The organism is Campylobacter concisus, assembly GCF_050447485.1.
GTDB lineage: Bacteria > Campylobacterota > Campylobacteria > Campylobacterales > Campylobacteraceae > Campylobacter_A > Campylobacter_A concisus_BQ.
On record NZ_JALMFY010000001.1, the window covers coordinates 61657 to 87458 of the forward strand.

Here is a 25802-nt window from a genome sequence, read left to right on the forward strand (position 1 = left end):
AAAGAATGACAGAGTATTCAAAAAAGATTTTTGAGGATAGTGACCTTTTACATAAAAAATTAATTATGTATTTTGGTAGTATTGATGCAGCAAATAAGTACTTATTGTTATCGCAGATGTTTTTTGCAAAAGGCGGTAAAGCTTTTTTAAAATTCGATTCAACATGGAACTGGTTTGCTTTTATTTTTTCACCACTTTTTTTACTTTGCAGACGAATGTATTTTCTTGGTTTTTTGGTGATTCCTTTTATATTTATGCCTAATATTATTCTAAATTTTATCTATCCAGGATTACCTGGCGAGATTGGAAAAATAGAGAGTGTAATAAGTGGTATCTTGCTACTTTTTGTGCCTGTTATAATAGGTATGAGCGCTAACTATCTTGTAATTAAGCGATTTGAAAAATTTTTAGATATGCAAAACGACCAGTTGCTGATAAATAAAGGTTCATTAAATATCGTAGGTGGAATTTTACTATTTGTTATTAGCGTTGCACTAGGCGGTTCTTTATTACCAAATAGTAGTGTAAATTCTGATAACGAATTAGAAAATGCGCTTATGCAAAAAGAAGCACCAAAAGAAGATAATGAACCAGGTTTTTTGGATAAGCTGGCAAATGACTGGGAAAATGAGGTCAATAGGGCATTTGGAGGCGGTAGTGCTCGTAGCAACATGTTTATTGTTGAGTTTTTGCCAGGGGTTGCGGTAGTAGGAAATAGTGTAGTAAAAACTCAAGAGCTTGCTATTACTTCAAATGTTGATAGTGTAAAAGTGATCAGTGTTTCTGTAAATAAAGGCAATTGTCTAAGTGTGTCAGTAGATAGGACATTAAAATTTGGCGAATCTTTAAAATATAGTCTGCGTTGCAAACCACTTCAAGTAGATATAAAGACCTATGACGGCGATATGACTTTTAAATTTTAAAACGGAGACAGTATGAAGAAGATTTTATTAATTTTTGTATTTTGTATTTACAATCTTTATGCATCTGGAGAAAAGATGCATATTAAGGCAATAAAGCAAATGCTTGATGATGTTAGCAACTATTATGTAGTTAATGGAAAATTTGATGAATTTTCGAAAATGACAAAAATAAAAACCGAATATGCTGGGAAAGACGAATATGGAGATGATAGATACAAAATATTTTATAAGGGTGTAAATTGTGCTCAATTTTCATTTTCAAAAGTAGATGGCGAATTTTCGGGCGAGGTTGTTAATAAACATTTTGATGTTTGTAAAGAATTTGATGAAGACTTAGATGATATTGATGAATACTATGAAGCTTTTAAAGGAGAAGGGTATTGTTTAAGATATGCGTCAAGAACTAGGTATAAACAGCCATTAAATCAAATTTTGCAGATCATTATCAATGATTTTGAAAAATACAAGAAGAGCTCTAGGGTAGTATCTAACTTAGATGAAATTACAAATATTAGGATAGATAAGCGTCCTGTTTTAAAACCAAATCCAGATGTCGATACTCGCTCTTTATGGGGCTTTGCTGAATGTATTTTAATAGACTTTTATCCGAAACAAAAACGATTAGACGTTATCTTTAATGATCGTAAGTCTACCAGTTGCAAAGAATTTGCGATAGATGAGTGGTATGAGAGAATTTTTGAAAAATATAAGCCAAAAGAATAATCTTATTTTAAGGAGATAATATGACAGAGTATTCAAAGTCGGTCTTTAGTGATCCAAAATTGCTGCGTGAAAAATTGGGGTTATACCTAAAAACAAATGACGCATTAAAAGTAGAAATTTATGCACAAGCTGCTGAAAAATTTTTCTTAAGTGGTGGAAAGATGATGTTAAAATCAACACCAACTTGGTCTTGGTATGCTTTCTTTTTCTATTTCTTGCCACTTGTTTATCGTAAACTTTATGCAAAAGCTGTGATTTATTATTTGCTTAGCATATTTTTACCTATTACAATGATTGTCTTGCCTATGTATTTCAAGTATTATGTTATTAAGCGCTTTGAAAAATATCTTGATCTAGGGGATGATTCAGCACTAGTGCAGTTTGGCGGAAAAAATGTGATAGCTATATGGATTATAACGGTTATAATACCTATTGTATTGAGCTTAGCTATATCAGCAATTTTATTTTTTATGATAAAGAGTGCTGGTTCAAATGATGATGCAAGACAGGAGATGGCAGAGTATTTCTTTGATGAGGCAACAAAGAATTTTAAAACCACTAATAATGCACCAAATCTTGGAAAAATATTACAAGATGCTCTTAAATTTTATGATAAAAATGGCTATATGGATGAACTAGATATGATGACGTCAGAGCCATTAAATAAACCTACAGATGTTGGTGCAGAAGGTACCGTTTATGATTTCTATAATAACAACAAAAAATTGTGCATGAGATTAATCGTCTCTTCTAGAGGTGGTAAGTGGAGAGGCGGATTAAACCAAAAAGATCCAGACTGCAGCGGTTTTATAACTGATGTATTGTCTTCTGGTCATGCGCTAGATATACTTATGGATGAAAATGGTTTTGAACCTATGTCGCTTCGTGCAAAAAATCACTCTACGCCAGAGAATGTCTTAGAAACTTTAAGATTGCTTGTAGGCGATTACGATAAGTATAAAGCTGTAAATGATAAATCCATAACAAAAATCAGTCAATTTTCAAAGGCAAGACTTACGGACGAACTAGTGGATACAGAGGGTAGCGGTGAAGATACAAAGAGTATTTACTATAATAATAGAAATTGTATTTATGTTTATTTTTCACCATATGACGGTGCTTTAACAATGGGCTATCAATATGATAAAGATCATAGATGCGATGATCTTAAAAATAATGTTGAGATCAAAAATATAGTATCTAAATTTGCAACTCAAAATTAAAATTTAGCGGGATAGCTCCCGCTAAATTTACTCATTTATCGCTGCATTTCCGTGGTGGTGGAAGTCATCGTAGATGATCTTTGAAGTTTGGAATTTCTCGCGTTTTAGCTCGCGAACTCGTAAAAATTCCTCTTCATCGATCTTTTTGATCTGGATAGCTGCTTTAAATGTCGGAGTCTTACTGATGTAGTCCCAACCGCTGCTTGTTAGCTCGTTGCAAGAGCTCTCCCAGTAGTGGAAAGTCATCTGGATGATGCCATCAGGCACGATGTCAGTTACTTCAGCTTTTACGACGATGTAGCCGTATCTACTCCAAGCTTTGATAAAGTCGCCTTGTTTTAGTCCGTATCTTTCTGCAAGCGCTGGGCTCATCTCAGCGATAGGTCCGATGCTGTCGCCACCTTCTTCGATAGCACGTGAGCGTCTTGTCATGGTGCCAACTGTGTATTGATAAACTTTTCTTGTAGTTAAAAGCTGTATCGGATACTCAGCGTCAGTCTTCTCATCGACTGAACCAGCCATGATAGGATACTCAGGCGACATATTCATCTTCTTAGCAAACTCAAGTTTTGCGCTCTCGATCTCATCAGCTTTATCCACAAATAGGCATGGTACAAAGCGACCTTTACCATCAGGCGTAAAGAATTTTTTATCAAGATAGAGGCTTTGACCACCCATATCATCTTCAGTTGGGCATGGCCAGTGAAGTCCGTGATATTTTTTAAGCCTATAGTAGCTCATGCCGCCGTAGCGTCTAGGGTCGCATTTTCTAACTTCTTCCCAAATTTCTTCTGGTGAGTTGAAGTTAAAGCCCTCAGTTGCGCCCAAACGACGTGCGATCTCACAAACGATCCACCAGTCTTGTCTAGCATCACCTGGAGGTGTGATGACTGCTTCGTTGTGCTGGACACGGCGCTCTGCGTTTGTGTAAAGACCCTCTTTTTCACTACTTGCAACGCCAGGGAGAACGACGTCAGCTTTTAGTGAAGTCTCAGTTAAAAATAGATCTTGAACCACGTAGAAATCGACATTTGCGATGCCTTTTAAGAAGTGGTTTGTATTTGGCTCAGAGATGACTGGGTTTTCACCGATAGTCCAGAAGAAATGCACTCTGCCATCAAGGATCGCATCAGGTACTTCAGTTTTATGGATACCTATCTTTGAGTTTAAAAACCCAGGCTCAAGGTGCCAAATTTTCTCAAACCAAGCTCTTTGCTCTGGGTCGGTAACTGAGCCAAGATTTGGGAATATGTTTGGTAAAACGCCCATATCGCAGCAGCCTTGAACGTTCTCTTGACCTCTAAGCGGCAAGTCGCCTGTGCCAAGCTCGCAGATATTGCCAGTTATCAAGAATAAATTTGATACATCGCAAACTCCGCCAACGCCGTGGTTGAAGTGAGTTACGCCCATGCCGTGAGTGATGACGGCTGGTTTTGTTGTTGCATACATTCTTGCAGCTGCTCTGATATCCTCTGGATTTAGCCTTGTGTATTTAGCTACAACCTCTGGGGCATAGTCTTTTACAGCTTCTTTAACGTACTCGATGCCTATTGTGTGATCTCTTACAAATTCCTCATTTACAAGGCCTTCTTCGATGATAGTGTAAAGAAGTGCGTTGATAACTGGGATGTTGTGCTCAGGCTCTAGCTGCAAGTGGATGTCGGCTCTACTTGCAAACTCAGTCTTGATAGGGTCGATAACGATCAGTTTTGCACCGCGGTTTAGCGCTCTTTGGATGTGCATAGCTGCGATTGGGTGGCCATTTTCTGGGTTTGAACCTATCATTAATATACAGTTACTATAAGTGCCAATCTCTGTAAAGCTATTTGTGGCAGCTCCGTTTCCGATTGTTTTAGCAAGTCCTGCTACTGTCGGAGCGTGTCAAATTCTAGCGCAGTGATCGACGTTATTTGTACCTATTACAGCGCGCATTAGCTTTTGAGCGACGTAGTTGTCCTCTAATGTACAGCGTGCTGAGAAGTTTCCTGCTAGTGAGTCAGGGCCGTATTTCTCTTTTGCCTCTTTCATCTTTTCTACGACAAGATCAAGCGCCTCGTCCCAGCTGGCCTCTTCAAATTCACCATCCTTTGAAAAGACTCCATTTTTCTTTCTAATAAGCGGCTTTGTAAGTCTGTCTGGACTTGCAACGTAATCCCAGCCATAAAAGCCCTTTAAACATAAATTTCCTTGATTGACTGGATTGTCTTCGACGCCAGTAGCGGCACGAACGACGTTGTTTTCCACGTGCAAGGTTACTTGACAGCCTGTCCCGCAATAAGGACAGATGACTTTGCCTTCTTTCATCACTTTCTCCTTCTAATTATGCATTTTCTGCATATTTATTTTGAGTAATATTACTAGTGCGAAACTTAATCTTTTATGAAAAATTCTTTATTTAAAAAATAAATTTTAATTTTAAGTTATATTTTATATAAAAATTAAAAAGCCGAATATATAGGAATTTAAAAAATATGCTAAATTTGCAGGAATTTCTAAAATTTATCAAATAAGAAATAAATTGTGTAAATTTGACACAGAAGCTGAAAGATTAAAAATTAAATTTAAATTTAGTTTGTAGCAAGATATTTAAACTACAAAAAAAGAGAAATTTTAAGATAAAAAGTGAAATTTAAAAGGAGAGCAGGTCGCTCTCCGTGGGATTATTTATCTCTTAAGCCAAGCTCAGAGATTAGTTTTGAATATGTAGTGTAGTCTTTGTTTTTAAGATACTTTAAAAGTCTTTTTCTTTGACCAACTAGTTTCAAAAGACCTAAACGTGATGAAAAGTCTTTTTTGAAAATTTTAAGGTGTTCTGTAAGTTCAGTTATTCTAGCTGTTAAAAGAGCTATTTGAACTTCTGGAGAGCCTGTATCTCCCTCTTTTCTAGCGAATTTCGCAACTATTTGAGCTTTTTTAGCCGAATCCAAAGCCATGATGACCTCCTGATTGGTGAATTTTGGAAGAGCGATTATAGCATTTAAAACATAAAATTAGATAAAACGGCGCTTTTTAAAAATTAATGAAAAATGCAGTAAAAATTTTATAAAATTAGGGCTATTTAAAGAGTTAAGGAAGATAAATGCTTTTTACAAAGGCAAGCGAATACGCTCTACTTTCGCTTATTTTAATATCTCAAAAATCATCGCCAGTTGATGTCGATACGATCTCAAATGAGCTTAAAATTTCAAAAAGCTTTCTGGCAAAAATTTTACAAAATTTAGCAAAAGATGGAGTTTTAAAGTCATTTAAAGGAGCAAATGGCGGTTTTGCACTAAATGACGAACCTGAAAATTTAAGTATAAAAAAGATAATAGAGTGCGCCGAAAAGCGCGAGCTAAGCGTCTTTGAGTGCTCATCTTCAGCCCTTGGTTGCCCGTCAAACAAAGCCTCAAGCTGTCAAATTTGGTCGATGTTTAGCGGCCTTCAAGGCAAGATCGACGAGATGCTTGACGCGATCAAACTAAGTGACATCGTTAAGAAGTAAAGTTGGCAAAGCAAAAAAATAATATTTTGACTCTTGTCGCACCGTTTCTTGCGCCGATTGTCAAATTTAAAAGTCTTAGCATCGTTGGCATCATCGTTGCCATCCTTGCTATCATCATCGTGCCGCTTCCAAGCGCGGTGCTTGACTTTTTCTTGGCACTTTCGATCTCGATTTCTGTGCTTATTATTTTGATCTCTATTTACGTGCCAAAACCGACTGACCTTAGCACGTTTCCGACGCTTATTCTCATCATCACGCTATTTCGCCTCTCGCTAAACATCGCAACCACGCGTATGATCTTAAGCGAGGGTCATAACGGCCCAGAAGCGGTCAGTGAGATCATCTCAAGCTTTGGAAATTTCGTCGTTGGTGGCAACTTCGTCATCGGCACCATCGTATTTTGTATCTTGGTGCTCATAAATTTCATGGTCGTAACAAAGGGTTCAACCCGCGTGAGTGAGGTGCAAGCGCGTTTTACACTTGATGCGATGCCTGGTAAGCAAATGGCGATAGATGCGGACCTAAACGCAGGTCTAATAGACGAAAAAACAGCGCGCGAAAGACGTCAAGCCATCATCGGTGAGGCAAATTTCTACGGCGCGATGGATGGTTCGTCTAAATTTATAAAAGGTGACGCAGTAGCCGGCATCATCATCACTATCATAAACATCATCGGCGGCTTTGCTATTGGCTCGTTTCAACACGGCCTTGATATGGCGACATCGGCTCAGTATTATACGATCCTAACTATCGGTGATGGCCTTGTGAGTCAGATACCTGGACTTATCACTTCAACAGCGACCGCCATCATCATCACAAGGGCTAGCAAAGACGACGAGGACTTTGCAGAAGGCACGCTAAATCAGCTATTAGGAGACTATAAAACCTTGCTGATAGTGGGTTTCATACTATTTATGTTTGCCCTTGTTCCAGGACTTCCGACGCTTTCGCTTGGCTTTATAGCGCTGCTATTTTTAGGGCTTGGCTACATCATCAAGCAGACCAAAGATGGCGGGCTAAATTTAAACCTTGCGCCAAAAGAAAAAGCATCTGGCAAAAAAGCTGGCGGCGCTGCGCCAAGTGGGGCAGGGGCAGTAGCTGCAAGTGGCGGGGCTGCTAAAACTCCAAAGAAGAGCGACGAAGAGATCGCAAGAGAAGAAGAGACAAAGATAAATGATATCTTAAAGCTTGAAATTTTAGAGCTTGACCTAGGATATGGCCTACTAAAGCTAGCTGACGTGGATCTAATAGAGAGAATTCGCGCTATGAGGCGAAATATCGCTTCAAGTCTTGGCTTTTTGATGCCAAAGATAAGGATCCGCGACAACCTTCAGCTACCACCAAACGAGTACCGCTTCAAGCTAAAAGGCATTGTGATCGGTCAGGGAGAAATTTATGCGGATAAATTTTTAGCGATGGATAGCGGACTAGTGAGCGAAGATATCGAGGGTATTCCGACAAAAGAGCCAGCTTTTGGGCTGGACGCTCTTTGGATCGATGCTAGCGTCAAAGAGGACGCCATACTTAGCGGCTACACGATAGTTGATCCTGCAAGCGTCATCTCAACGCATATGAGTGAGCTCATCAAGCAAAATGCAGCCGAGCTTCTAACTCGCCAAGAGACGCAAAATTTACTAGACAAACTAAAGATCGACTACCCAGTCGTGGTCGAGGATACGCTAAGGATCGCGCCTATAAATTTAATCCAAAAGGTCTTAAAAACGCTGCTTAAAGACAATATCCCGATCAAAGACCTACTTAGCATACTTGAAGCCATCAGCGACATCGCCGAGGTTAGTAAAAATTTAGACATGATCATCGAGCACGTGCGTGCAGCGCTTTCACGCGTCATCACTTCGCTTTATGTAGATGAAAAGGGGCAGCTAAATTTCTACATCCTAGACACCGCCGCGCAGCAAAAGCTCATGGATGCGGTGCAGTATAAAGACGGCGCATATCACTTGATGATAAACGTAGCACAGACATCATCTATCGTGCAAGCACTTAGGCGTGAAAAAGAGAAGCGGCCGATGAGCCAGCACGGAGAGATGGTGCTTTGCGTGGAGCCAAGCTTGCGCAAATTTATAGCAAATATCTGCGCAAATTTTGCCATCGACATAGTGGTGCTAAGCTTTGCTGAGATCTCGGCAAATACGCCATTTGAAACGGTTGGCGTCATAGAAATAGAAAATTTATAAAGGAAAACGATGAAAATTTATCACCTCTCACACACCGATCTTGACGGATACGGCGCACAATACATAACAAATTTTTACTTCAAAGATGTGAAATTTCTAAACTCAAACTACGGCAGAGAGATAGATGATAAATTTGCTCAAATTTTATCTGAGATAGATGCCTCAAACGATGATAAAAACGTTATCTTGATCACTGATCTAAATTTAAGCCTAGCTCAGTGCGAGAGCTTTGAGGAGATGATAGATGGTAAAAATATAAAGCTATTTTTGCTAGATCATCACCAAAGTGGTGCTGAGTGTGCGAGTAGCTACCCTTGGTACTTTTTGGATAGTTCAAGGTGCGCTACGAAGATAACATACGACTTTTTTGCAGGCATTTTTGGTAAAAACAAAGAGCTTGAAATTTTTAGTGACGTCGTAAATGCCGTGGATATCTGGCTAAAAGATGATAAAAATTTCGAGATGGGCAAGGTCTGTTTGGGGCTTGTGGCAAACGCCAAAGAGATAAATAAGGTGATGTTTGAAGCTGAAAACAACCTCTATATGGATCATATCTTAAAAGAAGCGAGCAAATTTTTTAACGAGAAAAACGACTATATCGGCCTTGATATGCAGGTGCATGCCATTAAAAAGTCATTTTTCAAAGAGGACAAGGACGATACGCTAAGCAATCTAATCTCAAACTACGTCGTAAAAAAACTTAGTGAAAATAAAGAGAAATTTAGCATAAGCTATAAAGATCATAAAGGAATTTTAACCTACAATGTCGGCAATGTTTCGGTTATCGGCAACGACTTTTTAGTGGCAAATCCTGAATTTGACTTCTTTATCGACGTGACAAATAAAAAGACGCTAAGCTTTCGTGCAAATGGCAAGCTTGACGTTAGCGCCATGGCTAAGCACTTAGTTGGCGGCGGCGGACACGTCAATGCTAGCGGCGGCTTGTTTGCAAATTTCAAAGATGGCTTTAGCTATGAGCCGATCAAGGCGCAGATAGTTGATCTAATAACTAAAAAAACACAGGAGGAGATATGAAAGAAGAAGAGGTAAGCGTAGAGGAGCTTAGCTACGAGCTTAGCATGGTGCTTGAGGCGATGTTTTACTATGCTGGCGTAAAAAAAGATAAGCTTGAAGAGGCGGCAAATCTCTATGTTGAGTGCATCGACGATGCGTTAGAAAACTCTGACGCTAGCGGTAGCGACGAGGTCATAGAGATAGTTGAATATATGAAAAAACACCATCCAAAGTTATTTAAATAAGGAGAAAATATGAAGAAAATTTTAGTTTTTGCAGTGGCACTTTTTGCGTTAAATGCTATGGCAAATGAAAATTTAGACAAGGCAAATGAGCTTTATGCAAAGAAAAATTTTAACGAGGCCTATCTTGCGTTTAACAAAGCTTGCGGTGAGGGCGAGAAAAAAGCTTGCACGATGAATGCGATCATGCTATTTAACGGCGACGGCGTGGCAAAAGATAGAGCTCAGGCTGAGAAAATTTTTACAAAAATGTGCGACGAAAATGAGGGCATGGCCTGCGAAAAACTAGGCGAAATGACAGCTTATGGCCTTATAAAAGACAAAGACGACAATGAAGCAAAAAGCGAAGAGAAGGCAAAAGCTTTGTTTAAAAAAGCTTGCGATAACGGCTACAAACCAGCTTGTGACTTTGTAGCAAAATAGATCAAAAAGGGCTTAAAATGGGCTACAAACATAAAGATTTGATAGGAACTAGAGAGCTTAGCAAGGAAGAAATTTTATATTTTCTAGAGGCGGCGAAAGAGTTTAAGGAGCTAAATTTAAGCCAAGTTAAAAAAAATGACTACCTTCGTGGAAAGACCACGATCAACGCATTTTATGAAAACTCGACAAGAACTAGAACATCCTTTGAGATCGCGGCAAAGAGGCTTGGGGCTGATACGATAAATTTTAGCTCATCAAGCTCGAGCGTGACAAAGGGCGAGAGCCTAAATGACACGATGAATAACATGGCTGCTATGAGAACTGACATCATCGTGCTTCGTCATCCAAGCTCTGGAGCGGCGAAATTTGCAGCTGATAGGACAGAGGCTAGCGTTGTAAATGCAGGAGACGGCACAAATGAGCACCCAAGCCAAGCTCTGCTTGATCTTTTCACGCTAAGAGAGCATGGTAAAATTTTGGATAAAAACCTAAACGTGGCGATCATCGGCGACATCGCTAGAAGCCGCGTGGCAAGGTCTGACATCTGGGCGATGAAGAAATTTGGCATAAATTTAAAGCTCTTTGCGCCAAGGATGATGATGCCAAAAGACGCTGAGGTATTTGAGTCTCAAATTTGCAAAAATATGGAGGAGGCTTGCGAGGGTAGTGACGTCATCATCATGCTTCGCATCCAGCTAGAGCGTGGCGGTGCGGACGTGGCATTTCCAAGCTCGAGGGAGTACTCGAAATTTTTTGGACTAAATAAAAATAGGATAAAGCTAGCAAAGCCTGATGCGATCGTGCTGCACCCAGGACCGATAAATAGGGGCGTGGAGTTAAACTCAGACGTGGCTGATGGCACACACTCAGTGGTGCTTAACCAAGTAGAAAACGGCGTTGCGATAAGAATGGCGATACTAAATACGCTTGCAAAAAATAGGGGCTAACGATGAAAATAGCAATAATTAACGGCACTATCGTAAATAGCGACGAGAAATTTAAGGCAAATATCCTAATAGAAAACGGCAAAATAGCCAAAATCGGAAGTGAGAAATTTGAGGCAGAGAAGGTTATCGACGCCACAAATAAGCTAGTCATGCCAGGACTTATCGACATGCACGTGCATTTTCGCGATCCTGGTCAAGAGTATAAAGATGATATCATCTCAGGCTCGCAGGCCGCCGTGGCTGGAGGAGTGACCACCTGCCTTTGCATGGCTAACACAAACCCAGTAAACGACAACGCCTCGATCACAAGGGCGATGATAGAAAAGGCTAAAAACTGCGGACTGATCGATCTTTTACCAATCGCAGCCATCAGCAAAGGGCTTGGTGGCAACGAGATCGTTGAAATGGGTGATCTCATAGAGGCTGGCGCAGTTGCATTTAGCGATGATGGCTTGCCAGTTACAAGCTCAAGCGTGATGAGAGCGGCACTTGAGTACTCAAGTATGTTTAACAGCTTTTGCATAAGCCACTCAGAGGACTGCTCGCTTTGCAGGCAGGGCGTCATGCACGAGGGCAAGGTCTCAGCCATACTTGGACTTCGAGGCATGGCAAGGGAGAAAGAGGAGATCGCAGTGAGCCGTGATATGCTACTTGCAAAGCTCACTAAAGCGCACATCCACATCGCTCATGTAAGCTCAGAGTACTCGCTAAAGATCATCGAAATGGGCAAAAAAGAGGGCATAAACATCACTTGCGAGGCGACACCTCACCACTTTAGCTTTAGCGATGATGAAATTTTGAAAAATGCTTACGATACAAATTTCAAAATGTCACCGCCACTTCGTGAGATAAGTGACGTAAAAGCGGTAAGAGAGGCGCTAAAAAGCGGCCTTATAGACGTTATCGCCACCGATCATGCGCCGCACCACACGGACGAAAAGATAGTGGAATTTGACAAGGCGCCATTTGGTATCATCGGACTTCAAACCCTTGTGCCACTTACTCTTAAGCTCGTAAATGAAGGCGTTATAAGCTTAGAGCGCATGGTGGAGCTAACATCTACAAATGCAGCTAAGATGCTAAATTTAAAAGATAAAGGCAGACTTGCTGAGGGCATGCTAGCTGATATCGCGGTGATAGACCCTGAGATCGAGTACGTTTATGACGAGAAGATAAACCGCTCAAAATCGATAAACTCTCCACTCTTTGGCAAAAAGCTAAAAGGCGCAGCGACTACTACTATAAAAAGTGGCAAGATCGTTTATGAGTTTGGAAAATAATCTAAATTTGCTCGTGCGTGTGAGTAAATTTAGATCTACAAGAGCCAAAATTTGCTAGAAATTTCTAGCAAATTTTAGTTTTTTATGAGTTATATTTTTTAACAATACCGCGAACGACTTTTTCGATAAAAAGTGCAGAAGCTACTTCGCAGTGCTCTCTAGTAGAGTGAGGTGAGTAGATGTTTGGTCCTATTGAACATGCACTAAGACCCGCTTTTTTCTCCAAAAGCACTCCACACTCAAGTCCAGCATGCACGGCTGTTATCCTAGCTTCTGGCTTATAAATTTTAAGCTCTTCTAAGATATCGTTTGCAAATTTATCATTAACTGGCTTCCAAGCTGGGTTTCTGTCTTTTGAAATGACATTAAAACCAACTGCTTTTGCAAGCTCAGAAATTTCAAATTCCATTCTATTTAGCCCGTCTTTACTCATTGATCTTGCGAAAAAATTTATACATAGATAAAAAATGTAAATTTTAGTAACCATAGATGGCGCAATAAAGAAGTGATATAAAATATGATAGTGACATTAAATTTGTTAAATTTAGGCTACTAGAACTATCATTTATAGATTTTTGGTAGCTAAGATATATAAACCCATATATAAATAGGTAGGATGAAATTTGTTTTGATAAAAGCCTAAATTTATAGCCCTTATCAAAACGCTTAAATTTAAAGCCAAAATGGCTAAATTTTAACTCTCTTTTCTCTTATTTTTTTGATCTTACTTTTAACTACATGAAATTTTGAAGCCGCAGCCGAGCATAGATCCTTGTAGGTAACCAAAATTTTTGACTCTTTTTTAGTACAAATGACTGCAAAAACGCTCTCAAGGTCGATTCTCTCTTTTTGTGTTAAATTTTCCATCTATTTTCCTAGCAATTTTCTCATCTTATTGACAACAAATAATATTTCATCATCGTCAAGCTCACATAGCAGTTTGCAAACAGCAGCAGCAGCTTGCGGCTTTGAGTTACCAAGCCTCCAGTCCTGATATGTCCTCATAGGCACGCCAAGATCCTCTGCCATTTTTGCTTGTGAAATTTTCTTACCGATATTTTTTGCCTCAACTGCATTGTGAAGCAAATTAAATATATCACTTGTTTCAATCATTGAAGAATTATACGTTATTTATCATTAAATATACCTAAAATATTATATAAATAATGTAAAATAGTATATAAATATCAAAATAAAGTATTAAACATACTAAAAATTATTTATAATATACGTTATAACGTATAAAAAGTTTTTAAATTTTTGAATAAAATTAGAAATTTCGGGTTTTTATGTTGAAGTTAAATTTCTTATTTTGTTTTAAATTTTATTTCTTTTTACACAAAGCTTATATTATAGGCATTAGAAAAGTTTAGTTATATAGGCTAAATATATATAAATAAATTTTTTTAACTTATATACTTGACATTGATAAACTAAAGTTGTATAATCCGCTTAGCAATTAAAAAGAAAGAGTGCTAAAAGTGAGTAAAACAAATAAACGCGATTTGATACTAAATTCTATCATTGAAGCCTATTTGCAGAACAATGCGCCTATTGGCTCAAACGAGCTTGGATCTCGCATGAGCGTGGTGATACCGGCATCTACGATACGTGTTTATTTTAAAAAGCTTTCAGATGAAGGCGAGATCACAAAGCTTCACATCAGTGGTGGCAGAATCCCAACTATCGCTGCGATGAGGAGATATTGGAGCGAAATTTTTGGCGAAAACGACATAAATTTAGAGATAAATGATCCAAGAAGCTTAAAGATGCTCTGTGATGAGTTTGAGCTTTATTGTATGATTTTTGGCACGATCGATAAGGAGTTGCTAGAAATTCTAAATTTAAATGATAGATATCTGGTTTTAAATTTTAGCGGCGATGAGATCGTCATCAAATTTGACGCTAGGATGCATAAATTTTTAAACAACCTTATCGGAGTTAGTTTAGACAAGCTTGAGCTTATCTGTTCTCAAGTTGGTTTAAGCGAACTAAGAAGCAAGATTAGGGAACTTAAAAGGACTAAAATTTACTTTCAAGAAAATGAAATTTTAGCCTTTGATATGTTTAAGGATAGAAGCTTTAAGATGGTTTTTGACCCAAGTTTTAGCTTGCAGATGGATGAAAAACTTACATTTTCTCCTATGTTTGATGAAAATTACATGGGGCTTAAATTTAAAGCAAACTATCTTGGTAGCGAGGCGCAGATGATCTGCGCTGGCAGTGTTTATACTGATTATGCGAAATTTATAAATCTAATAAAGGAGGCCGCGTGAGCGAAAAGGTAAAAGAGCAAAATCTACCTGAGGTCGAGCCAGTGCAAGAGGCAGCTAGCGATAGCGTAAATTTAGACGCACTTGGCGATATCTCAAAAGTTGAGAAGCTCGAAAAAGAGCTTGGCGAGATCACTGATAAATATTATAGAGCAAATGCTGAGTTTGAAAATATCAAAAAGCGTTATGAAAAAGAGAAAGCAGACGTTGCAAGCTATGCAAATGAGAAATTTGCAAGGGACTTGCTACCAGTCATCGATGCGCTCGAGATCGCTGCAAATTTTGACCCAGAGGATGATGAATTTGCTAAAAAGATCAAAGAGGGCATTTTGATAACAATAAATCAGTTTAAGAAATGTTTTGAAAAGCATGGCGTGAGCGAGATCGCAACTGATGCCGAGTTTGATCCAAATGTGCATAATGCCGTTTTAAGGGTCGATAGCGAGGAGAAGCAAAGCGGTCAGATCGTGCAAGCTTTACAAAAAGGCTATATGATAAATGGTAGGGTTTTGCGCCCAGCCATGGTCAGTGTGGCAAACTAAATTTAAAAAATAAATCTAATAAAGGAAAAATATGTCAAAAGTTATAGGTATAGACTTAGGTACAACAAACTCTTGTGTGAGCGTTTTTGAACGCGGTGAGAGCAAGGTTATCCCAAACAAAGAGGGTAAAAACACAACTCCATCTGTTGTTGCTTTTACAGACAAAGGTGAAATTCTAGTAGGTGACGTTGCAAAACGTCAAGCAGTTACAAACCCTGAAAAAACGATATATTCTATCAAACGTATAATGGGTTTGATGAGTAATGAAAAAAATGCTGAAGAGGCAAAGGCTCGCTTGCCATATCATGTTGTAGATAGAAATGGCGCTTGCGCGGTTGAGATCGCTGGTAAGGTCTATACTCCGCAAGAAATTTCAGCAAAAATTCTTATCAAACTAAAAGAAGACGCTGAAGCATACCTTGGCGAGAGCGTGACAGACGCGGTTATCACTGTGCCTGCATACTTTAACGATAGCCAAAGAAAGGCTACAAAAGAGGCTGGTACTATCGCTGGTCTAAACGTGCTTCGTATCATCAACGAGCCAACAGCTGCGGCACTTGCCTATGGTCTTGATAAAAAAGAGGCTGAGAAAATTTTAGTTTATGACCTAGGTGGTGGTACATTTGACGTTACAGTGCTTGAAACTGGCGATAATATCGTTGAGGTTTTGGCAACTGGCGGTAACGCATTCTTAGGTGGTGATGACTTTGATAACAAGATCATCGACTGGCTAGTAAGTGAGTTCAAAAACGAAACTGGTATCGATCTAAAAGGCGATATCATGGCACTTCAACGCTTAAAAGAAGCCGCTGAAAATGCTAAAAAAGAGCTAAGCTCAGCTCAAGAGACTGAGATAAATTTACCATTTATCACAGCTGACGCGACTGGTCCAAAACACCTTGTCAAAAAGCTAACTCGCGCTAAATTTGAAGGCATGATCGACTCACTTGTGGGCGAGACTATCACTAAGATAAATGAAGTCATCAAAGATGCAGGTCTAAGCAAGGGCGACATCAAAGAGGTCGTAATGGTCGGTGGTTCAACTCGTGTACCACTTGTTCAAGAAGAGGTTAAAAAGGCATTTGGCAAAGAGCTAAATAAGAGCGTAAATCCAGATGAAGTCGTAGCTATCGGTGCTGCGATCCAAGGTGCGGTTATAAAAGGCGACGTAAAAGACGTGCTACTTCTTGACGTTACTCCACTTAGCCTTGGTATCGAGACACTTGGTGGCGTGATGACTAAGATCATCGAAAAAGGCACAACGATACCTACTAAAAAAAGTCAAGTCTTCTCAACTGCTGAAGATAACCAAAGTGCCGTTACTATCATGGTTTTACAAGGTGAGCGTGAGTTTGCAAGGGATAATAAATCACTTGGTAACTTCAACCTCGAAGGTATCCCAGCAGCTCCAAGAGGCGTGCCTCAAATCGAAGTTGAATTTGACATCGACGCAAACGGAATTTTAACCGTTTCAGCAAAAGATAAAGCTACTGGCAAAGCCCAAAACATCACTATCTCAGGATCAAGCGGTCTTAGTGAAGATGAGATAAATAGCATGGTAAAAGACGCTGAGCTTCACAAAGAAGAGGATAAAAAACGTAAAGATGCAGTTGAAGCTAGAAACCAAGCCGATGCACTAGTTCATCAAACTGAAAAGAGCATGAGCGAGCTTGGCGAGAAAGTCCCAGCTGATGATAGAAGCAACATCGAAGCTGCGCTAAATGATCTAAAAGAGGTCTTAAAAGATGAAAACTCTTCAAAAGAGCAGATCGATGCAAAAGTAGAAGCTCTAAGCAAAGCTAGCCACAAACTTGCAGAAGCTATGTATAAAAAAGATGAAAACGCTGGTGCAAACGGCAGCAACAACAAAAAAGACGACGACGTAATAGACGCTGAAGTCGAGTAAAAACTCCTAGAGCAGGGCACTTGCCTTGCTCTTTTAGCTTATAAATTTAAACCTCTAAACACTTTTTAATACACGCTTGCTACATCATCTTGTAAGATGAAAAGTATAAATTTTTAAAATTTAGCCACGCCTAAAAATTTAAGACCTTCTTACGATCTCTACCCATCTATCAAGCTCTTGTTGCTCGGCTTTTAGCGTGCTACTTTCGCCGTGCCCTGGGTAAAGCGCGAAGTCGCCCTTTAGATTTTTGCATTTTTCTAAACTTTCTAGCATCTCATTTTTATCTGAAAATGGAAAGTCCCAGCGCCCGATGCTACCTTTAAATAAAAAATCCCCACTAAAGATCGCGTCTTCTATCTCTATCATCGAGCAACCTGGTGTATGTCCTGGAAAATGGTGAAATTTAAAAGAAAAATCACCCACCGCAAAGCTCTCATCGCCTTGAGCTAAAACATCTGGCACAAAGGTATTTTTCATATAGCCAAAAATGTCACTCTCACACATAAAAGCATCAAATTTATTGATATAAACTGGGATTTTTAGCTCATTTTTTAGCTCGCTCACGTCGTAAATATGGTCAAAATGCCCATGAGTGCAAAGTATCGCCTTTAAATTTTGTGCATTTTGCAAAACCCACTCTTTTGCGCCGTCGCCCGGATCTATCACCAAACTTGAGCCATTTTTGGTAACGATGTAGCAATTTGTCCCAAAATCGCCAAAATTTTTATGCATTACTCTCATTTTCTACCTTAAATTTATTATTTCTTAAATATTTGCATCTTTTTACTTAAACTTAAAGAAAAATTTTAAATTTAATTAGTATAATTTTTGCAAAAGGAAGCAAATTTAGGCAAAGGGACAATGAAGGGGTATCAAAAAATAGAAGAAACCTTAGTTTTTAGCTTAAAAGATAAAACTAAAGGTAAAAAACTACTATTAGGCGTAAGCGGCGGTATTGATTCTGCTGTGGTTGCGACACTTTGTGCGAGAGCAAAGCCAGATGAAACTCATGCACTCATCATGCCAACAGCATCATCAAACAGACAAAATATGGATGACGCCTTAAATTTATGCGAAAAACTAAACATAAAATACAAGGTTTTATCCATAGAGGGCATTTTAAATGCCTTTTATGAAACGATAGATGCAAATTTAAGCAATTTAAGAAAAGGGAATTTAGCAGCTAGAGTTAGAATGAGCTTGCTTTATGATTATTCATCTAGTATAAACGCTCTAGTCATCGGCACAAGCAACAAAAGCGAGCTTATGCTTGGCTATGGCACGATATTTGGGGATTTGGCGTGCGCGATAAATCCTATCGGAGAGCTTTATAAGAGTGAAATTTTTGAATTTGCAAAACATCTTGGTGTTGATGAAAATTTTATCAAAAAAGCGCCTTCTGCTGATCTTTGGGATGGGCAAAGTGACGAGGGCGACATAGGTTACAGCTACGCTGTTATCGATGAAATTTTACAAAATTTAGAAAATAACAAGGAGCAAGTCATCAAAAAGTTTGGGTCAAAAGCGGTCTTGGATATAGAAAATAGAGTTGTTTCAAACAGGTTTAAAAGACAAATGCCGTTGATAGTGAAAATTTAAAGGATTAAAGATGAGAGAAATTCCGTTTTACAAACCAACTATCACTGAGCGCGAAAGTGAGCTTATCGAAGAGGCTTTGCATTCTGAAAATACCACTGATACAGTTGCTAAATTTGAAGAAAAGCTAAAAGAGTACTTTGGTGCTAAATTTGTTATCACTACAAACAACATCGCAGCAGCGCATCATCTAGCATTAAGTGCGATGGACACAAAGCGTGGCGATAAGGTCATCTGCTCGGTAAATGCCTTCCCTAGCGTGGCTCAGGCCGTTAGACATTTTGATGCTGAGCCTATCTTTGTCGATATCGATGAAGAGGACTTTAACATCAGTCCAGAAGCCCTTGAAAAGGTGCTAAAAGAGCAAAATCACAAAAAACTAAAGTGCGCTTTCATCTCACACATCGCTGGACAAAGTGCTAAGCTTGATGAGATAAAGGCTATCTGCGAAAAATACGGCATCGTCGTTTTAGATGATGCAAACCGAGGCATAGGACTAACTTATAATGGCAAAAAAGTCGGTTCAGACTCGTTTTTGTCATGCTTTCAGACAAACTCACGCGTGCAAAATCCTATCTCAACAGTTGGATTTTTCACGACAAATGACGAAGAGGTCTATAAAAAAGCAAAACTACTTCGTAACTATGCCCTTGTAAATGGTATAGATAAATTTGGTAGTTTAAGCTACATCTACGACGTTGTTGATATCGGTTTAAAATATGACATAAACTCGATAAATGCGGCATTTTCTATCGCTCAGCTTGAAAAGACAGACGAGCTTATAAAACGTAGAAAAAAGATCGCTGAAATTTACGATAAAGAGCTTAAAGAGTGTCACAACATCACAACTCCAGTCAAAAAACGCGAGCACATCTACACTCAGTACATCATCAAGATAAATAAAAACCGCGACAGCTTTGCTAGAGAGCTTTTGGAGCGTGGAATTCACACTTCGTTGCACTACATACCGATACATTTGCTAAGCTATTATAAAAATAAATATTCGCTTAAAGTAAATGACTTCCCAAATGCTCTAAAAGTGTATCAACAAGTCTTGTCGCTACCTATATATCATAGTTTGAGTGACGAAGAGGTGCAATACATCTGCAGCACAGTAAAAGAAATTTCTAAATCTCGTGTTTAAGAAATTTAACATCCTTTTGCACGCCTGGGCGAATGACTACTTCTTTCGCCCAAATTTCTTTCAAATTTCACTAGCATTTTTACTTCTGCCACTAAGTCTTATCTATGCTCTAGTCGTTATTTGCAAGAAATTTAGCGCGCAAAAAAAAGAGTTTGGTATAAAAATAATAAGCGTTGGAAATTTAACCCTTGGAGGAAGCGGCAAGACCCCACTTTGCGTCGCTATCGCTAAAAATTATGGGGGCGCTTTTATCATCCTTAGAGGCTATAAAAGAAAGAGCAAAGGCATGCAAGTTGTTGCAAGGGATGGAGAAATTTTACTTGACGTTGCAGCGAGTGGCGATGAGGCGATGATATACGCTACAAGCATCAAAAACGCAAATGTGATCGTTAGTGAAGATAGAAAAGTAGCGATAAATTACGCCAAAGAGCACGGCGCAAAGTATATCTTGCTGGATGATGGATTTTCTAAATTTGACATAGCTAAATTTGAGATCCTAGTGCGTCCAAACCCAGAGCCAAAGCTAAAGCTTTGCCTGCCAAGCGGGGCTTATAGATATCCATTTAGCTTTTATAAATTTGGTGATTTCATCGCACGTGAGGGGCAAACTCACTTTAGAAAGAGCGAAATTTTAAACAAAAGCGAAAAAATGGTGCTAGTAACCGCCATAGCAAACCCAGCCCGCCTTGAAGCATTTTTTAGCGAGTGCGTGGGGCAGGTCTTTTTCCCTGATCACTACGACTTTTCAAAAGAAGAGCTAAGTGAAATTTTACAAACCTACGGCGCGACCTCGCTTTTGATGACGCAAAAAGACTATGTAAAGGTAAAGGATTTTGGGCTGAGAGTATCGCTTATCACGCTTGAAGTTACGTTAAGTGAGGAGTTTAAAAAGGTTTTGGTGCAGCAAATTTAAGCCCATTTTGTTATAATGAGCCACTTTTAAAAAGGAAAATTTAGATCAAAATGAGAATTTTAATCACCTCAGTCGCAAAGAAAAAAGAGGCAAAAAAACTAAGCAAAAAGCTCGTGAAAAAGGGACTTGCAGCTTGCGTGAGTAGCTTTAGCGCAAAGAGCATTTATCTTTGGCAAGAGAAGCTTTGTGATGAAAAAGAGCAAATTTTACTCATAAAAACGGACGCGAAATTTAAAAAAGTAGCTAAATTTATAAGAAAGTACCACAGCTACGAAACTCCAGAAATTTTGGCACTTAAACCAAAAGATGTTTTTAAAGAATACGAAAATTGGATAAAAAATCAACCAAAAAAGGCAAAAAATGAGACTAACACCAACAAGAAGCGTAAAAGATGAAAAGGTAAAAAATGTAAATTTAAGCACAGCCATGCTTGCCCCAAGCTCCGCTCACGGCGGACTTTACGCGCCAAAGAAGCTACCAAAGATCACAAAGGCAAAGTGGCAAGAGCTCTCAAGCCTAAGCTACGAAAAGCTCGCACTTCACATCATCTCGCTATTTAAATTTGACGTGCCAGAGGCGTTTTTTAAAAAAGCGCTCAAGAGATATGCAAGCTTTGATGACCCAAAGCACCCAGTTATTTTTAAAAAAATAGATAAAAATTTATACGTAAATGAGCTCTATCATGGCCCAACAAGGGCATTTAAGGACATGGCGCTTCAGCCTTTTGGCTCGCTGCTTAGCCAGCTAGCAAAGGAAAGGGGCGAAAGATACCTTATCATGTGCGCAACTAGCGGTGACACGGGCCCTGCGACACTTCAAACCTTTGCAAACGATGAAAATATCAAGGTCGTTTGCCTCTATCCAGATGGCGGTACGAGCGAGGTGCAAAAGCTTCAGATGCAGACCATGCAGGGTGAAAATTTAAAGGTTTTTGGCATAAAAGGCGACTTTGACGACGCTCAAAGGGCGCTAAAAACGCTGCTTGCAAATGATAATTTTAAGGCCGAGCTTAAGAAAAAGCGCCTTAAACTAAGCGCGGCAAACTCGGTAAATTTTGGAAGAATTCTCTTTCAGATCATCTACCACGCCTACGCCTACGCAAATTTGCTAAAACAAAAGGCGCTTAAGGCAAACGAGAGCTTTGATATCATCGTGCCAAGCGGAAATTTCGGCAATGCACTTGGGGCGTATTACGCTAAAAAAATGGGCGCAAAGATCGGCAAGATCAAGATCGCCTCAAACGCAAATAACATCTTGACGCAGTTTTTTACGACCGGCGTTTACGACCTAAGAGATAAAAAGCTGGTTAAGACGATAAGCCCAGCCATGGACATTTTGATCAGCTCAAACGTCGAGCGCTTGCTATTTGATAAATTTGGCAGCGTTAGAACTAACGAGCTAATGCAAAGCCTCGCTAAAAATAAATTTTATAAGCTTAGCAAGCAAGAGCTTGAAGCGCTAAAAGAGGACTTTGAGGCTAGCTGGTGTGACGATAAAGAGTGTGAGGCATACATCGCAAAGCTCGCAAAGGACGGCTATGCGATCGATCCGCATACGGCAACTTGCTTTAAAATGGTGGATACTAGCCGAGTAAGCGTCATCACATCGACCGCGCACTGGGTGAAATTTACGCCAAGCATGATCAAGGCGTGCCAGATCAAAGATACAAAAGATGAAAAAGATGCGCTGGCAAAGACTGCTAAAACCTTAAACGATCATGTACCAAGCTCGATAAACTCGCTATTTAGTGCGAAAATTTTACACAAAAATATCATAAAAGAGGACGAGATCGAAAAGTGCGTCCTAGAATGGATCGAGCGATGATAATCATCCCAGCCCGCCTTGCCTCAACAAGGTTTAGCAACAAAATTTTAAAAGAGATAAACGGTGTGCCGATGTTCGTGGCGACTGCTCTTAGAGTAAGCGGTGTGGACGATGTGGCGGTTGCTGTGGATGAGCCAAGCGTGCTTGATATCGCCAAGGCTCACGGTATAAAAGCGGTGCTAACTAGCAAAGATCATCAAAGTGGCACTGATAGGATAAACGAAGCGGCGCAAATTTTAGGGCTAAATGGGGGCGAGATCATCATAAACGTGCAAGCCGATGAGCCATTTATCGAGCCTGAAAATATCGCTAAATTTAGGGCATTTTGCGAGCAAAATAAGGGGAAAGCATTTATGTTTTCTTGCTATAAAAAGATGGACGATGAGTTTGCGGATGATAAAAATTTAGTCAAAGTGGTGACTGATTTTGAGGGCTATGCGCTTTACTTTTCAAGGTCAAGGATACCATTTAACAGAAGCGAGTGCAAAAGCTATAAGGCGCATCTTGGCATCTATGGATACAGCGTAAAAAGTCTAAAAGAGTTTTGCGCGCTCATGCCTTCAAGCCTTGAAAATACCGAGAAGCTCGAGCAGCTGCGTGCCCTAGAAAATGGCAAAAAGATAGCGATGCTGGAGGTTGAGAGCCAAAGTATCGGTATCGACAGCGAAGAGGACTACCAAAGAGCGCTAGCTAAATTTGGCAAATGAGCCTAAATCTTGCTCTACTTGGGCGTTTTTGCTGTGGTGGAGCAAATTTTAAAATTTTATAAATTTGGGTAATGGTTTGGCTGATTTTTGCCTTTGATTTTTGAGCTCTTGCTCGCTTGCACGTCGCGATTTTGATTAAGCTCTAGCTGTGTTATTGGTTAAATTTACTACGAATTTCATATTTTTAATTTGTTTGAATAATTTTGCCTATTTGCTGAGATATTATAAATTGCAAACTTGACTGAAGTTTTTGATCTCGTGGTCTTGTCCGCACGTTGTTTGGCAAAAAAATTGATTAAATTTTTAGTTGCGTTGTTGCCTTGGCGCTAAACTAAATTTGGCTTATATTTTTATTTGTTGGCATATTTTAAAATTTGATAAATTTAAAATGATCGCTTGAACGAAGTTTTTATCTTTGGCTTTCGGTCTTGTAGCACGCGATTTGGTGCAAAATTTGATTAAAATTTGGTTGTTTTGCAGTCCTAGAACCAAAACAAATTCGCTGATATTTTTAAATTTTAATAAATTTAAGATGATCGCAAGTTTGCTTTTGCGATTTTACTCACATCACTGCACGATATAAATTTGATAGCCCAAATTTATTTTTTGCTAGATTTCTAGTTAGTTGCAAGGTCTGCAAAGCCTAGAGAAATTTGGCTGATAAATTTAAAATTCCAGCCAAATTTGCCCTTGTAATCTAAATTTTCTCAAGCTTTGCTATGAAATTTTTAGCATTTATAAAGCCGATTGTTCTAAGTGATTTTTGCTCTTCGCCGTTTTTAAAAAGTAGAAGTGCAGGTGGATCGATGAGGCCAAAATTTCTTAACATCTCATCATTTTGCGCCCCGCCACTTGTCACGTCGATGCGAATAAGCGTAAAATTTGCCAAAGCATTTTTCACGCCAGCGTCTTTAAAAGTGATATGCTCTATCTCTTTGCAGCTCGCGCACCACTCGGCGTAAAAATCCACCAGCACTGGCTTGCTTGAGCTTTTTATCATCTCATTTAGTTCGTTTAAATTTCTAGCTTGTTTAAAATTTAGCTCACTCTCGTTTTTGGCTAAATTTAGCCCAGAAAGCGGCGAAAATGCGTCTTTTGAGCCTAAAAATGCGCCAATTATTAACATGAAAGAGTAGATAAAAACTAGCATGCAAAGTGCTTTTTTAAATTTAGCCCAGCCGTTATTTGCTGCCTCAAACGCCCCAAGATAAATGGCTGCAAAGACGCCTATGACGCCATAACCTAGCAGCTCAAAAAACGCTCCAAGCACGCGTACAAGGATCCAAACGGCCATGACGAGCATCAAAAAACCAAAGAGTTTTTTAATTTCGTCCATCCAGCCACCGGGTCTTGGTAGGAGTTTGCCAGAGCTTAGCCCTATCACGAGAAGCGGTGCGCCCATGCCTAGCCCCATGATAAAGAGCATGATGCCCCCATAAATGGCGTCTCCGCTTTGCGCGATGTATAGAAGTGCGCCTGCTAGCGGTGCTGCCACGCATGGCGAAACGATGAGCGCAGAGGCAAAGCCCATGATGAAAACGCCGATGAGACCCGAGCTGTTTTGCGACTTTTTGCTGATCATATTTTCAAATTTAGAGGGCAGCTTGATGTCGTAAAAGCCAAACATACTAAAGCTTAAGATGACAAAAATGGCTGCAAATGCGCCAAGCACGTAGATGTTTTGCAAGGCCCCTGCGATGCCAAAGCCAAGTAGGCTTGCTCCAACGCCAGCAAGTGCGTAAGCAAGGCTCATCGCAACTACATAAACTAGCGAGAGCAAAAAGCCTTTTTTAGCATTTAGGCTGCCGCCCTTTGAGACGATGATGCTTGATAAGATCGGTATCATCGGAAATACGCAAGGTGTGAGCGAGAGTAGGAGGCCGTAGCCAAAAAATGTCGCAAGCGAGATAAAAAAGTTTTTGCTACTTAGCTCGTTTGCGATGCTTTGATCTTCTGAAAGCTCGGTAAATTCAGGATTAGTTTCATCTTTTTGCTCTTTTTCAAAGGCTATGATGCTAAATTTGCCAAATTTCTCAAAGATGTCATAAATTTTGTTTTGCGGGCGGTAGCAAATGCCATTTTTAGCGCAGCCTTGATAGCTTAAATTTAGCCTAGCATTGCCGTTTTTAAGATGCTCTTTTACTAAATTTAGTGGGATAAACAGCGAAAAATCTTTTGGATAAATTTCGTATTCGCCAGTGTTTTCACTCTTTGGCATATTTAGCAAAGAATTTATCTTCTCTTCGCCAAGCTTAACCTCAAAGCTATCTTTATAAAGGTAGATATTTTCGCCAAATTTAAACTTGATCTCAACGCCTTGTTCGTCGATACTTGGGCTTAAAACAAATGCCTTACTGACGTCTAAAACCTCGGCAAAAAGTGAGCTTGCAAACAAAATAAGAGAAAAAATAAATTTAAAAAACATGCTAATCCTTGCTAA

Annotated in this window: 26 protein-coding genes; 19 read left to right on the forward strand and 7 right to left on the reverse strand. The window is 39.4% G+C overall.

The window, feature by feature from the left end; genetic code table 11:
• Window positions 1-5 precede the first annotated feature (5 nt).
• From MTT29_RS00320 to MTT29_RS00330, 3 genes are read left to right on the forward strand one after another with little or no spacing between them, the layout of a single operon-like run.
• Window positions 6-923 (forward strand): DUF2628 domain-containing protein, encoded by a 918-nt coding sequence (locus MTT29_RS00320; RefSeq protein WP_149708805.1) that lies wholly within the window; start codon window positions 6-8, stop codon window positions 921-923.
• Between the two features lie 12 nt (window positions 924-935).
• Window positions 936-1646 (forward strand): hypothetical protein, encoded by a 711-nt coding sequence (locus MTT29_RS00325; protein WP_103636777.1) that lies wholly within the window; start codon window positions 936-938, stop codon window positions 1644-1646.
• A gap of 20 nt (window positions 1647-1666) precedes the next feature.
• On the forward strand, window positions 1667-2869 hold the full coding sequence (locus MTT29_RS00330) for a DUF2628 domain-containing protein (protein ID WP_103647692.1): 1203 nt from the start codon (window positions 1667-1669) through the stop codon (window positions 2867-2869).
• Between the two features lie 27 nt (window positions 2870-2896).
• On the opposite strand, the gene fdhF is transcribed toward MTT29_RS00330, so the two are convergent.
• Window positions 2897-5173, reverse strand: a complete 2277-nt coding sequence (fdhF, locus tag MTT29_RS00335) for a formate dehydrogenase subunit alpha (RefSeq protein WP_103569325.1) — start codon at window positions 5171-5173, stop codon at window positions 2897-2899.
• Window positions 5174-5529: 356 nt separating this feature from the next.
• Entirely contained in the window at window positions 5530-5802 is a 273-nt protein-coding gene (gene rpsO, locus MTT29_RS00340; protein WP_004317763.1) for a 30S ribosomal protein S15, read from the reverse strand.
• Between the two features lie 146 nt (window positions 5803-5948).
• On the opposite strand from rpsO, the gene MTT29_RS00345 reads away from it, so the two are divergent.
• Genes MTT29_RS00345 through MTT29_RS00375 form a run of 7 tightly spaced genes read left to right on the forward strand, consistent with a single transcriptional unit; the run spans window position 5949 to window position 12457 of the window.
• Window positions 5949-6353: an Rrf2 family transcriptional regulator gene (locus MTT29_RS00345; protein ID WP_107790896.1), complete on the forward strand. Its 405-nt coding sequence runs from the start codon at window positions 5949-5951 to the stop codon at window positions 6351-6353.
• A 2-nt stretch (window positions 6354-6355) separates the two neighbouring features.
• Window positions 6356-8551: a flagellar biosynthesis protein FlhA gene (gene flhA, locus MTT29_RS00350; RefSeq protein WP_429799415.1), complete on the forward strand. Its 2196-nt coding sequence runs from the start codon at window positions 6356-6358 to the stop codon at window positions 8549-8551.
• A gap of 9 nt (window positions 8552-8560) precedes the next feature.
• Entirely contained in the window at window positions 8561-9586 is a 1026-nt protein-coding gene (locus tag MTT29_RS00355; protein WP_429799416.1) for a DHH family phosphoesterase, read from the forward strand.
• Window positions 9583-9810, forward strand: coding sequence for a hypothetical protein (locus tag MTT29_RS00360; protein WP_002942640.1), 228 nt, complete (start codon window positions 9583-9585; stop codon window positions 9808-9810). The genes MTT29_RS00355 and MTT29_RS00360 overlap by 4 nt, the downstream gene beginning before the upstream one ends.
• Before the next feature lie 9 nt (window positions 9811-9819).
• Entirely contained in the window at window positions 9820-10230 is a 411-nt protein-coding gene (locus MTT29_RS00365; RefSeq protein ID WP_429799417.1) for a tetratricopeptide repeat protein, read from the forward strand.
• 17 nt (window positions 10231-10247) lie between these two features.
• A complete protein-coding gene (locus MTT29_RS00370; RefSeq protein WP_103569329.1) occupies window positions 10248-11177 on the forward strand; it encodes an aspartate carbamoyltransferase catalytic subunit in 930 nt (309 codons plus the stop codon).
• A 2-nt stretch (window positions 11178-11179) separates the two neighbouring features.
• Entirely contained in the window at window positions 11180-12457 is a 1278-nt protein-coding gene (locus MTT29_RS00375) for a dihydroorotase (protein WP_429799418.1), read from the forward strand.
• An 82-nt stretch (window positions 12458-12539) separates the two neighbouring features.
• Here the strand turns inward: MTT29_RS00375 and MTT29_RS00380 are convergent, their stop codons facing one another.
• The 3 genes from MTT29_RS00380 to MTT29_RS00390 all read right to left on the reverse strand — a co-directional run bounded on the left by MTT29_RS00380 (window position 12540) and on the right by MTT29_RS00390 (window position 13570).
• On the reverse strand, window positions 12540-12890 hold the full coding sequence (locus tag MTT29_RS00380; RefSeq protein WP_239651949.1) for a hypothetical protein: 351 nt from the start codon (window positions 12888-12890) through the stop codon (window positions 12540-12542).
• 254 nt (window positions 12891-13144) lie between these two features.
• Complete coding sequence (locus tag MTT29_RS00385) at window positions 13145-13324, reverse strand: hypothetical protein (protein ID WP_429799419.1); 180 nt, start codon at window positions 13322-13324, stop codon at window positions 13145-13147.
• Complete coding sequence (locus tag MTT29_RS00390; protein WP_009294123.1) at window positions 13325-13570, reverse strand: DNA-binding protein; 246 nt, start codon at window positions 13568-13570, stop codon at window positions 13325-13327.
• Between the two features lie 368 nt (window positions 13571-13938).
• On the opposite strand from MTT29_RS00390, the gene MTT29_RS00395 reads away from it, so the two are divergent.
• From MTT29_RS00395 to dnaK, 3 genes are read left to right on the forward strand one after another with little or no spacing between them, the layout of a single operon-like run.
• Complete coding sequence (locus tag MTT29_RS00395) at window positions 13939-14733, forward strand: HrcA family transcriptional regulator (protein ID WP_429799420.1); 795 nt, start codon at window positions 13939-13941, stop codon at window positions 14731-14733.
• Complete coding sequence (gene grpE / locus MTT29_RS00400) at window positions 14730-15272, forward strand: nucleotide exchange factor GrpE (protein WP_429799421.1); 543 nt, start codon at window positions 14730-14732, stop codon at window positions 15270-15272. Before MTT29_RS00395 ends, grpE begins: the two co-directional genes overlap by 4 nt.
• 31 nt (window positions 15273-15303) lie before the next feature.
• Window positions 15304-17178 (forward strand): molecular chaperone DnaK, encoded by a 1875-nt coding sequence (gene dnaK, locus MTT29_RS00405; protein ID WP_429799422.1) that lies wholly within the window; start codon window positions 15304-15306, stop codon window positions 17176-17178.
• A gap of 138 nt (window positions 17179-17316) precedes the next feature.
• On the opposite strand, the gene MTT29_RS00410 is transcribed toward dnaK, so the two are convergent.
• Window positions 17317-17919: an MBL fold metallo-hydrolase gene (locus tag MTT29_RS00410; RefSeq protein ID WP_429799423.1), complete on the reverse strand. Its 603-nt coding sequence runs from the start codon at window positions 17917-17919 to the stop codon at window positions 17317-17319.
• A 120-nt stretch (window positions 17920-18039) separates the two neighbouring features.
• Between MTT29_RS00410 and MTT29_RS00415 the strand changes: the two genes are divergently transcribed.
• The 6 genes from MTT29_RS00415 to kdsB are packed head-to-tail and all read left to right on the forward strand — an operon-like array spanning window position 18040 to window position 23362.
• Window positions 18040-18777, forward strand: a complete 738-nt coding sequence (locus tag MTT29_RS00415) for an NAD+ synthase (protein WP_103635338.1) — start codon at window positions 18040-18042, stop codon at window positions 18775-18777.
• A gap of 10 nt (window positions 18778-18787) precedes the next feature.
• Window positions 18788-19918, forward strand: a complete 1131-nt coding sequence (locus MTT29_RS00420) for a DegT/DnrJ/EryC1/StrS family aminotransferase (RefSeq protein WP_103635339.1) — start codon at window positions 18788-18790, stop codon at window positions 19916-19918.
• Window positions 19911-20831 (forward strand): tetraacyldisaccharide 4'-kinase, encoded by a 921-nt coding sequence (locus MTT29_RS00425; RefSeq protein WP_429799424.1) that lies wholly within the window; start codon window positions 19911-19913, stop codon window positions 20829-20831. Before MTT29_RS00420 ends, MTT29_RS00425 begins: the two co-directional genes overlap by 8 nt.
• Before the next feature lie 50 nt (window positions 20832-20881).
• On the forward strand, window positions 20882-21226 hold the full coding sequence (gene cutA, locus MTT29_RS00430; RefSeq protein WP_429799425.1) for a divalent-cation tolerance protein CutA: 345 nt from the start codon (window positions 20882-20884) through the stop codon (window positions 21224-21226).
• Window positions 21192-22655 carry a threonine synthase gene (gene thrC / locus MTT29_RS00435; RefSeq protein WP_429799426.1) on the forward strand — a complete coding sequence of 488 codons (1464 nt, stop codon included), beginning with the start codon at window positions 21192-21194 and terminating at the stop codon, window positions 22653-22655. Before cutA ends, thrC begins: the two co-directional genes overlap by 35 nt.
• Window positions 22652-23362 (forward strand): 3-deoxy-manno-octulosonate cytidylyltransferase, encoded by a 711-nt coding sequence (kdsB, locus tag MTT29_RS00440; protein ID WP_429799427.1) that lies wholly within the window; start codon window positions 22652-22654, stop codon window positions 23360-23362. Before thrC ends, kdsB begins: the two co-directional genes overlap by 4 nt.
• Window positions 23363-24059: 697 nt before the next feature.
• On the opposite strand, the gene dsbD is transcribed toward kdsB, so the two are convergent.
• On the reverse strand, window positions 24060-25787 hold the full coding sequence (gene dsbD / locus MTT29_RS00445; RefSeq protein ID WP_429799428.1) for a protein-disulfide reductase DsbD: 1728 nt from the start codon (window positions 25785-25787) through the stop codon (window positions 24060-24062).
• Window positions 25788-25802 lie beyond the last annotated feature (15 nt).

Coding starts and splice junctions, on each gene's coding strand:
- MTT29_RS00320 (WP_149708805.1), top strand. CDS start 6: ATGACAGAGTATTCAAAAAAGATTTTTGAGGATAGTGACCTTTTACAT.
- MTT29_RS00325 (WP_103636777.1), top strand. CDS start 936: ATGAAGAAGATTTTATTAATTTTTGTATTTTGTATTTACAATCTTTAT.
- MTT29_RS00330 (WP_103647692.1), top strand. CDS start 1,667: ATGACAGAGTATTCAAAGTCGGTCTTTAGTGATCCAAAATTGCTGCGT.
- rpsO (WP_004317763.1), bottom strand. CDS start 5,802: ATGGCTTTGGATTCGGCTAAAAAAGCTCAAATAGTTGCGAAATTCGCT.
- MTT29_RS00345 (WP_107790896.1), top strand. CDS start 5,949: ATGCTTTTTACAAAGGCAAGCGAATACGCTCTACTTTCGCTTATTTTA.
- MTT29_RS00355 (WP_429799416.1), top strand. CDS start 8,561: ATGAAAATTTATCACCTCTCACACACCGATCTTGACGGATACGGCGCA.
- MTT29_RS00360 (WP_002942640.1), top strand. CDS start 9,583: ATGAAAGAAGAAGAGGTAAGCGTAGAGGAGCTTAGCTACGAGCTTAGC.
- MTT29_RS00365 (WP_429799417.1), top strand. CDS start 9,820: ATGAAGAAAATTTTAGTTTTTGCAGTGGCACTTTTTGCGTTAAATGCT.
- MTT29_RS00370 (WP_103569329.1), top strand. CDS start 10,248: ATGGGCTACAAACATAAAGATTTGATAGGAACTAGAGAGCTTAGCAAG.
- MTT29_RS00375 (WP_429799418.1), top strand. CDS start 11,180: ATGAAAATAGCAATAATTAACGGCACTATCGTAAATAGCGACGAGAAA.
- MTT29_RS00380 (WP_239651949.1), bottom strand. CDS start 12,890: ATGAGTAAAGACGGGCTAAATAGAATGGAATTTGAAATTTCTGAGCTT.
- MTT29_RS00385 (WP_429799419.1), bottom strand. CDS start 13,324: ATGGAAAATTTAACACAAAAAGAGAGAATCGACCTTGAGAGCGTTTTT.
- MTT29_RS00390 (WP_009294123.1), bottom strand. CDS start 13,570: ATGATTGAAACAAGTGATATATTTAATTTGCTTCACAATGCAGTTGAG.
- dnaK (WP_429799422.1), top strand. CDS start 15,304: ATGTCAAAAGTTATAGGTATAGACTTAGGTACAACAAACTCTTGTGTG.
- MTT29_RS00410 (WP_429799423.1), bottom strand. CDS start 17,919: ATGAGAGTAATGCATAAAAATTTTGGCGATTTTGGGACAAATTGCTAC.
- MTT29_RS00415 (WP_103635338.1), top strand. CDS start 18,040: ATGAAGGGGTATCAAAAAATAGAAGAAACCTTAGTTTTTAGCTTAAAA.
- MTT29_RS00420 (WP_103635339.1), top strand. CDS start 18,788: ATGAGAGAAATTCCGTTTTACAAACCAACTATCACTGAGCGCGAAAGT.
- cutA (WP_429799425.1), top strand. CDS start 20,882: ATGAGAATTTTAATCACCTCAGTCGCAAAGAAAAAAGAGGCAAAAAAA.
- thrC (WP_429799426.1), top strand. CDS start 21,192: ATGAGACTAACACCAACAAGAAGCGTAAAAGATGAAAAGGTAAAAAAT.
- kdsB (WP_429799427.1), top strand. CDS start 22,652: ATGATAATCATCCCAGCCCGCCTTGCCTCAACAAGGTTTAGCAACAAA.
- dsbD (WP_429799428.1), bottom strand. CDS start 25,787: ATGTTTTTTAAATTTATTTTTTCTCTTATTTTGTTTGCAAGCTCACTT.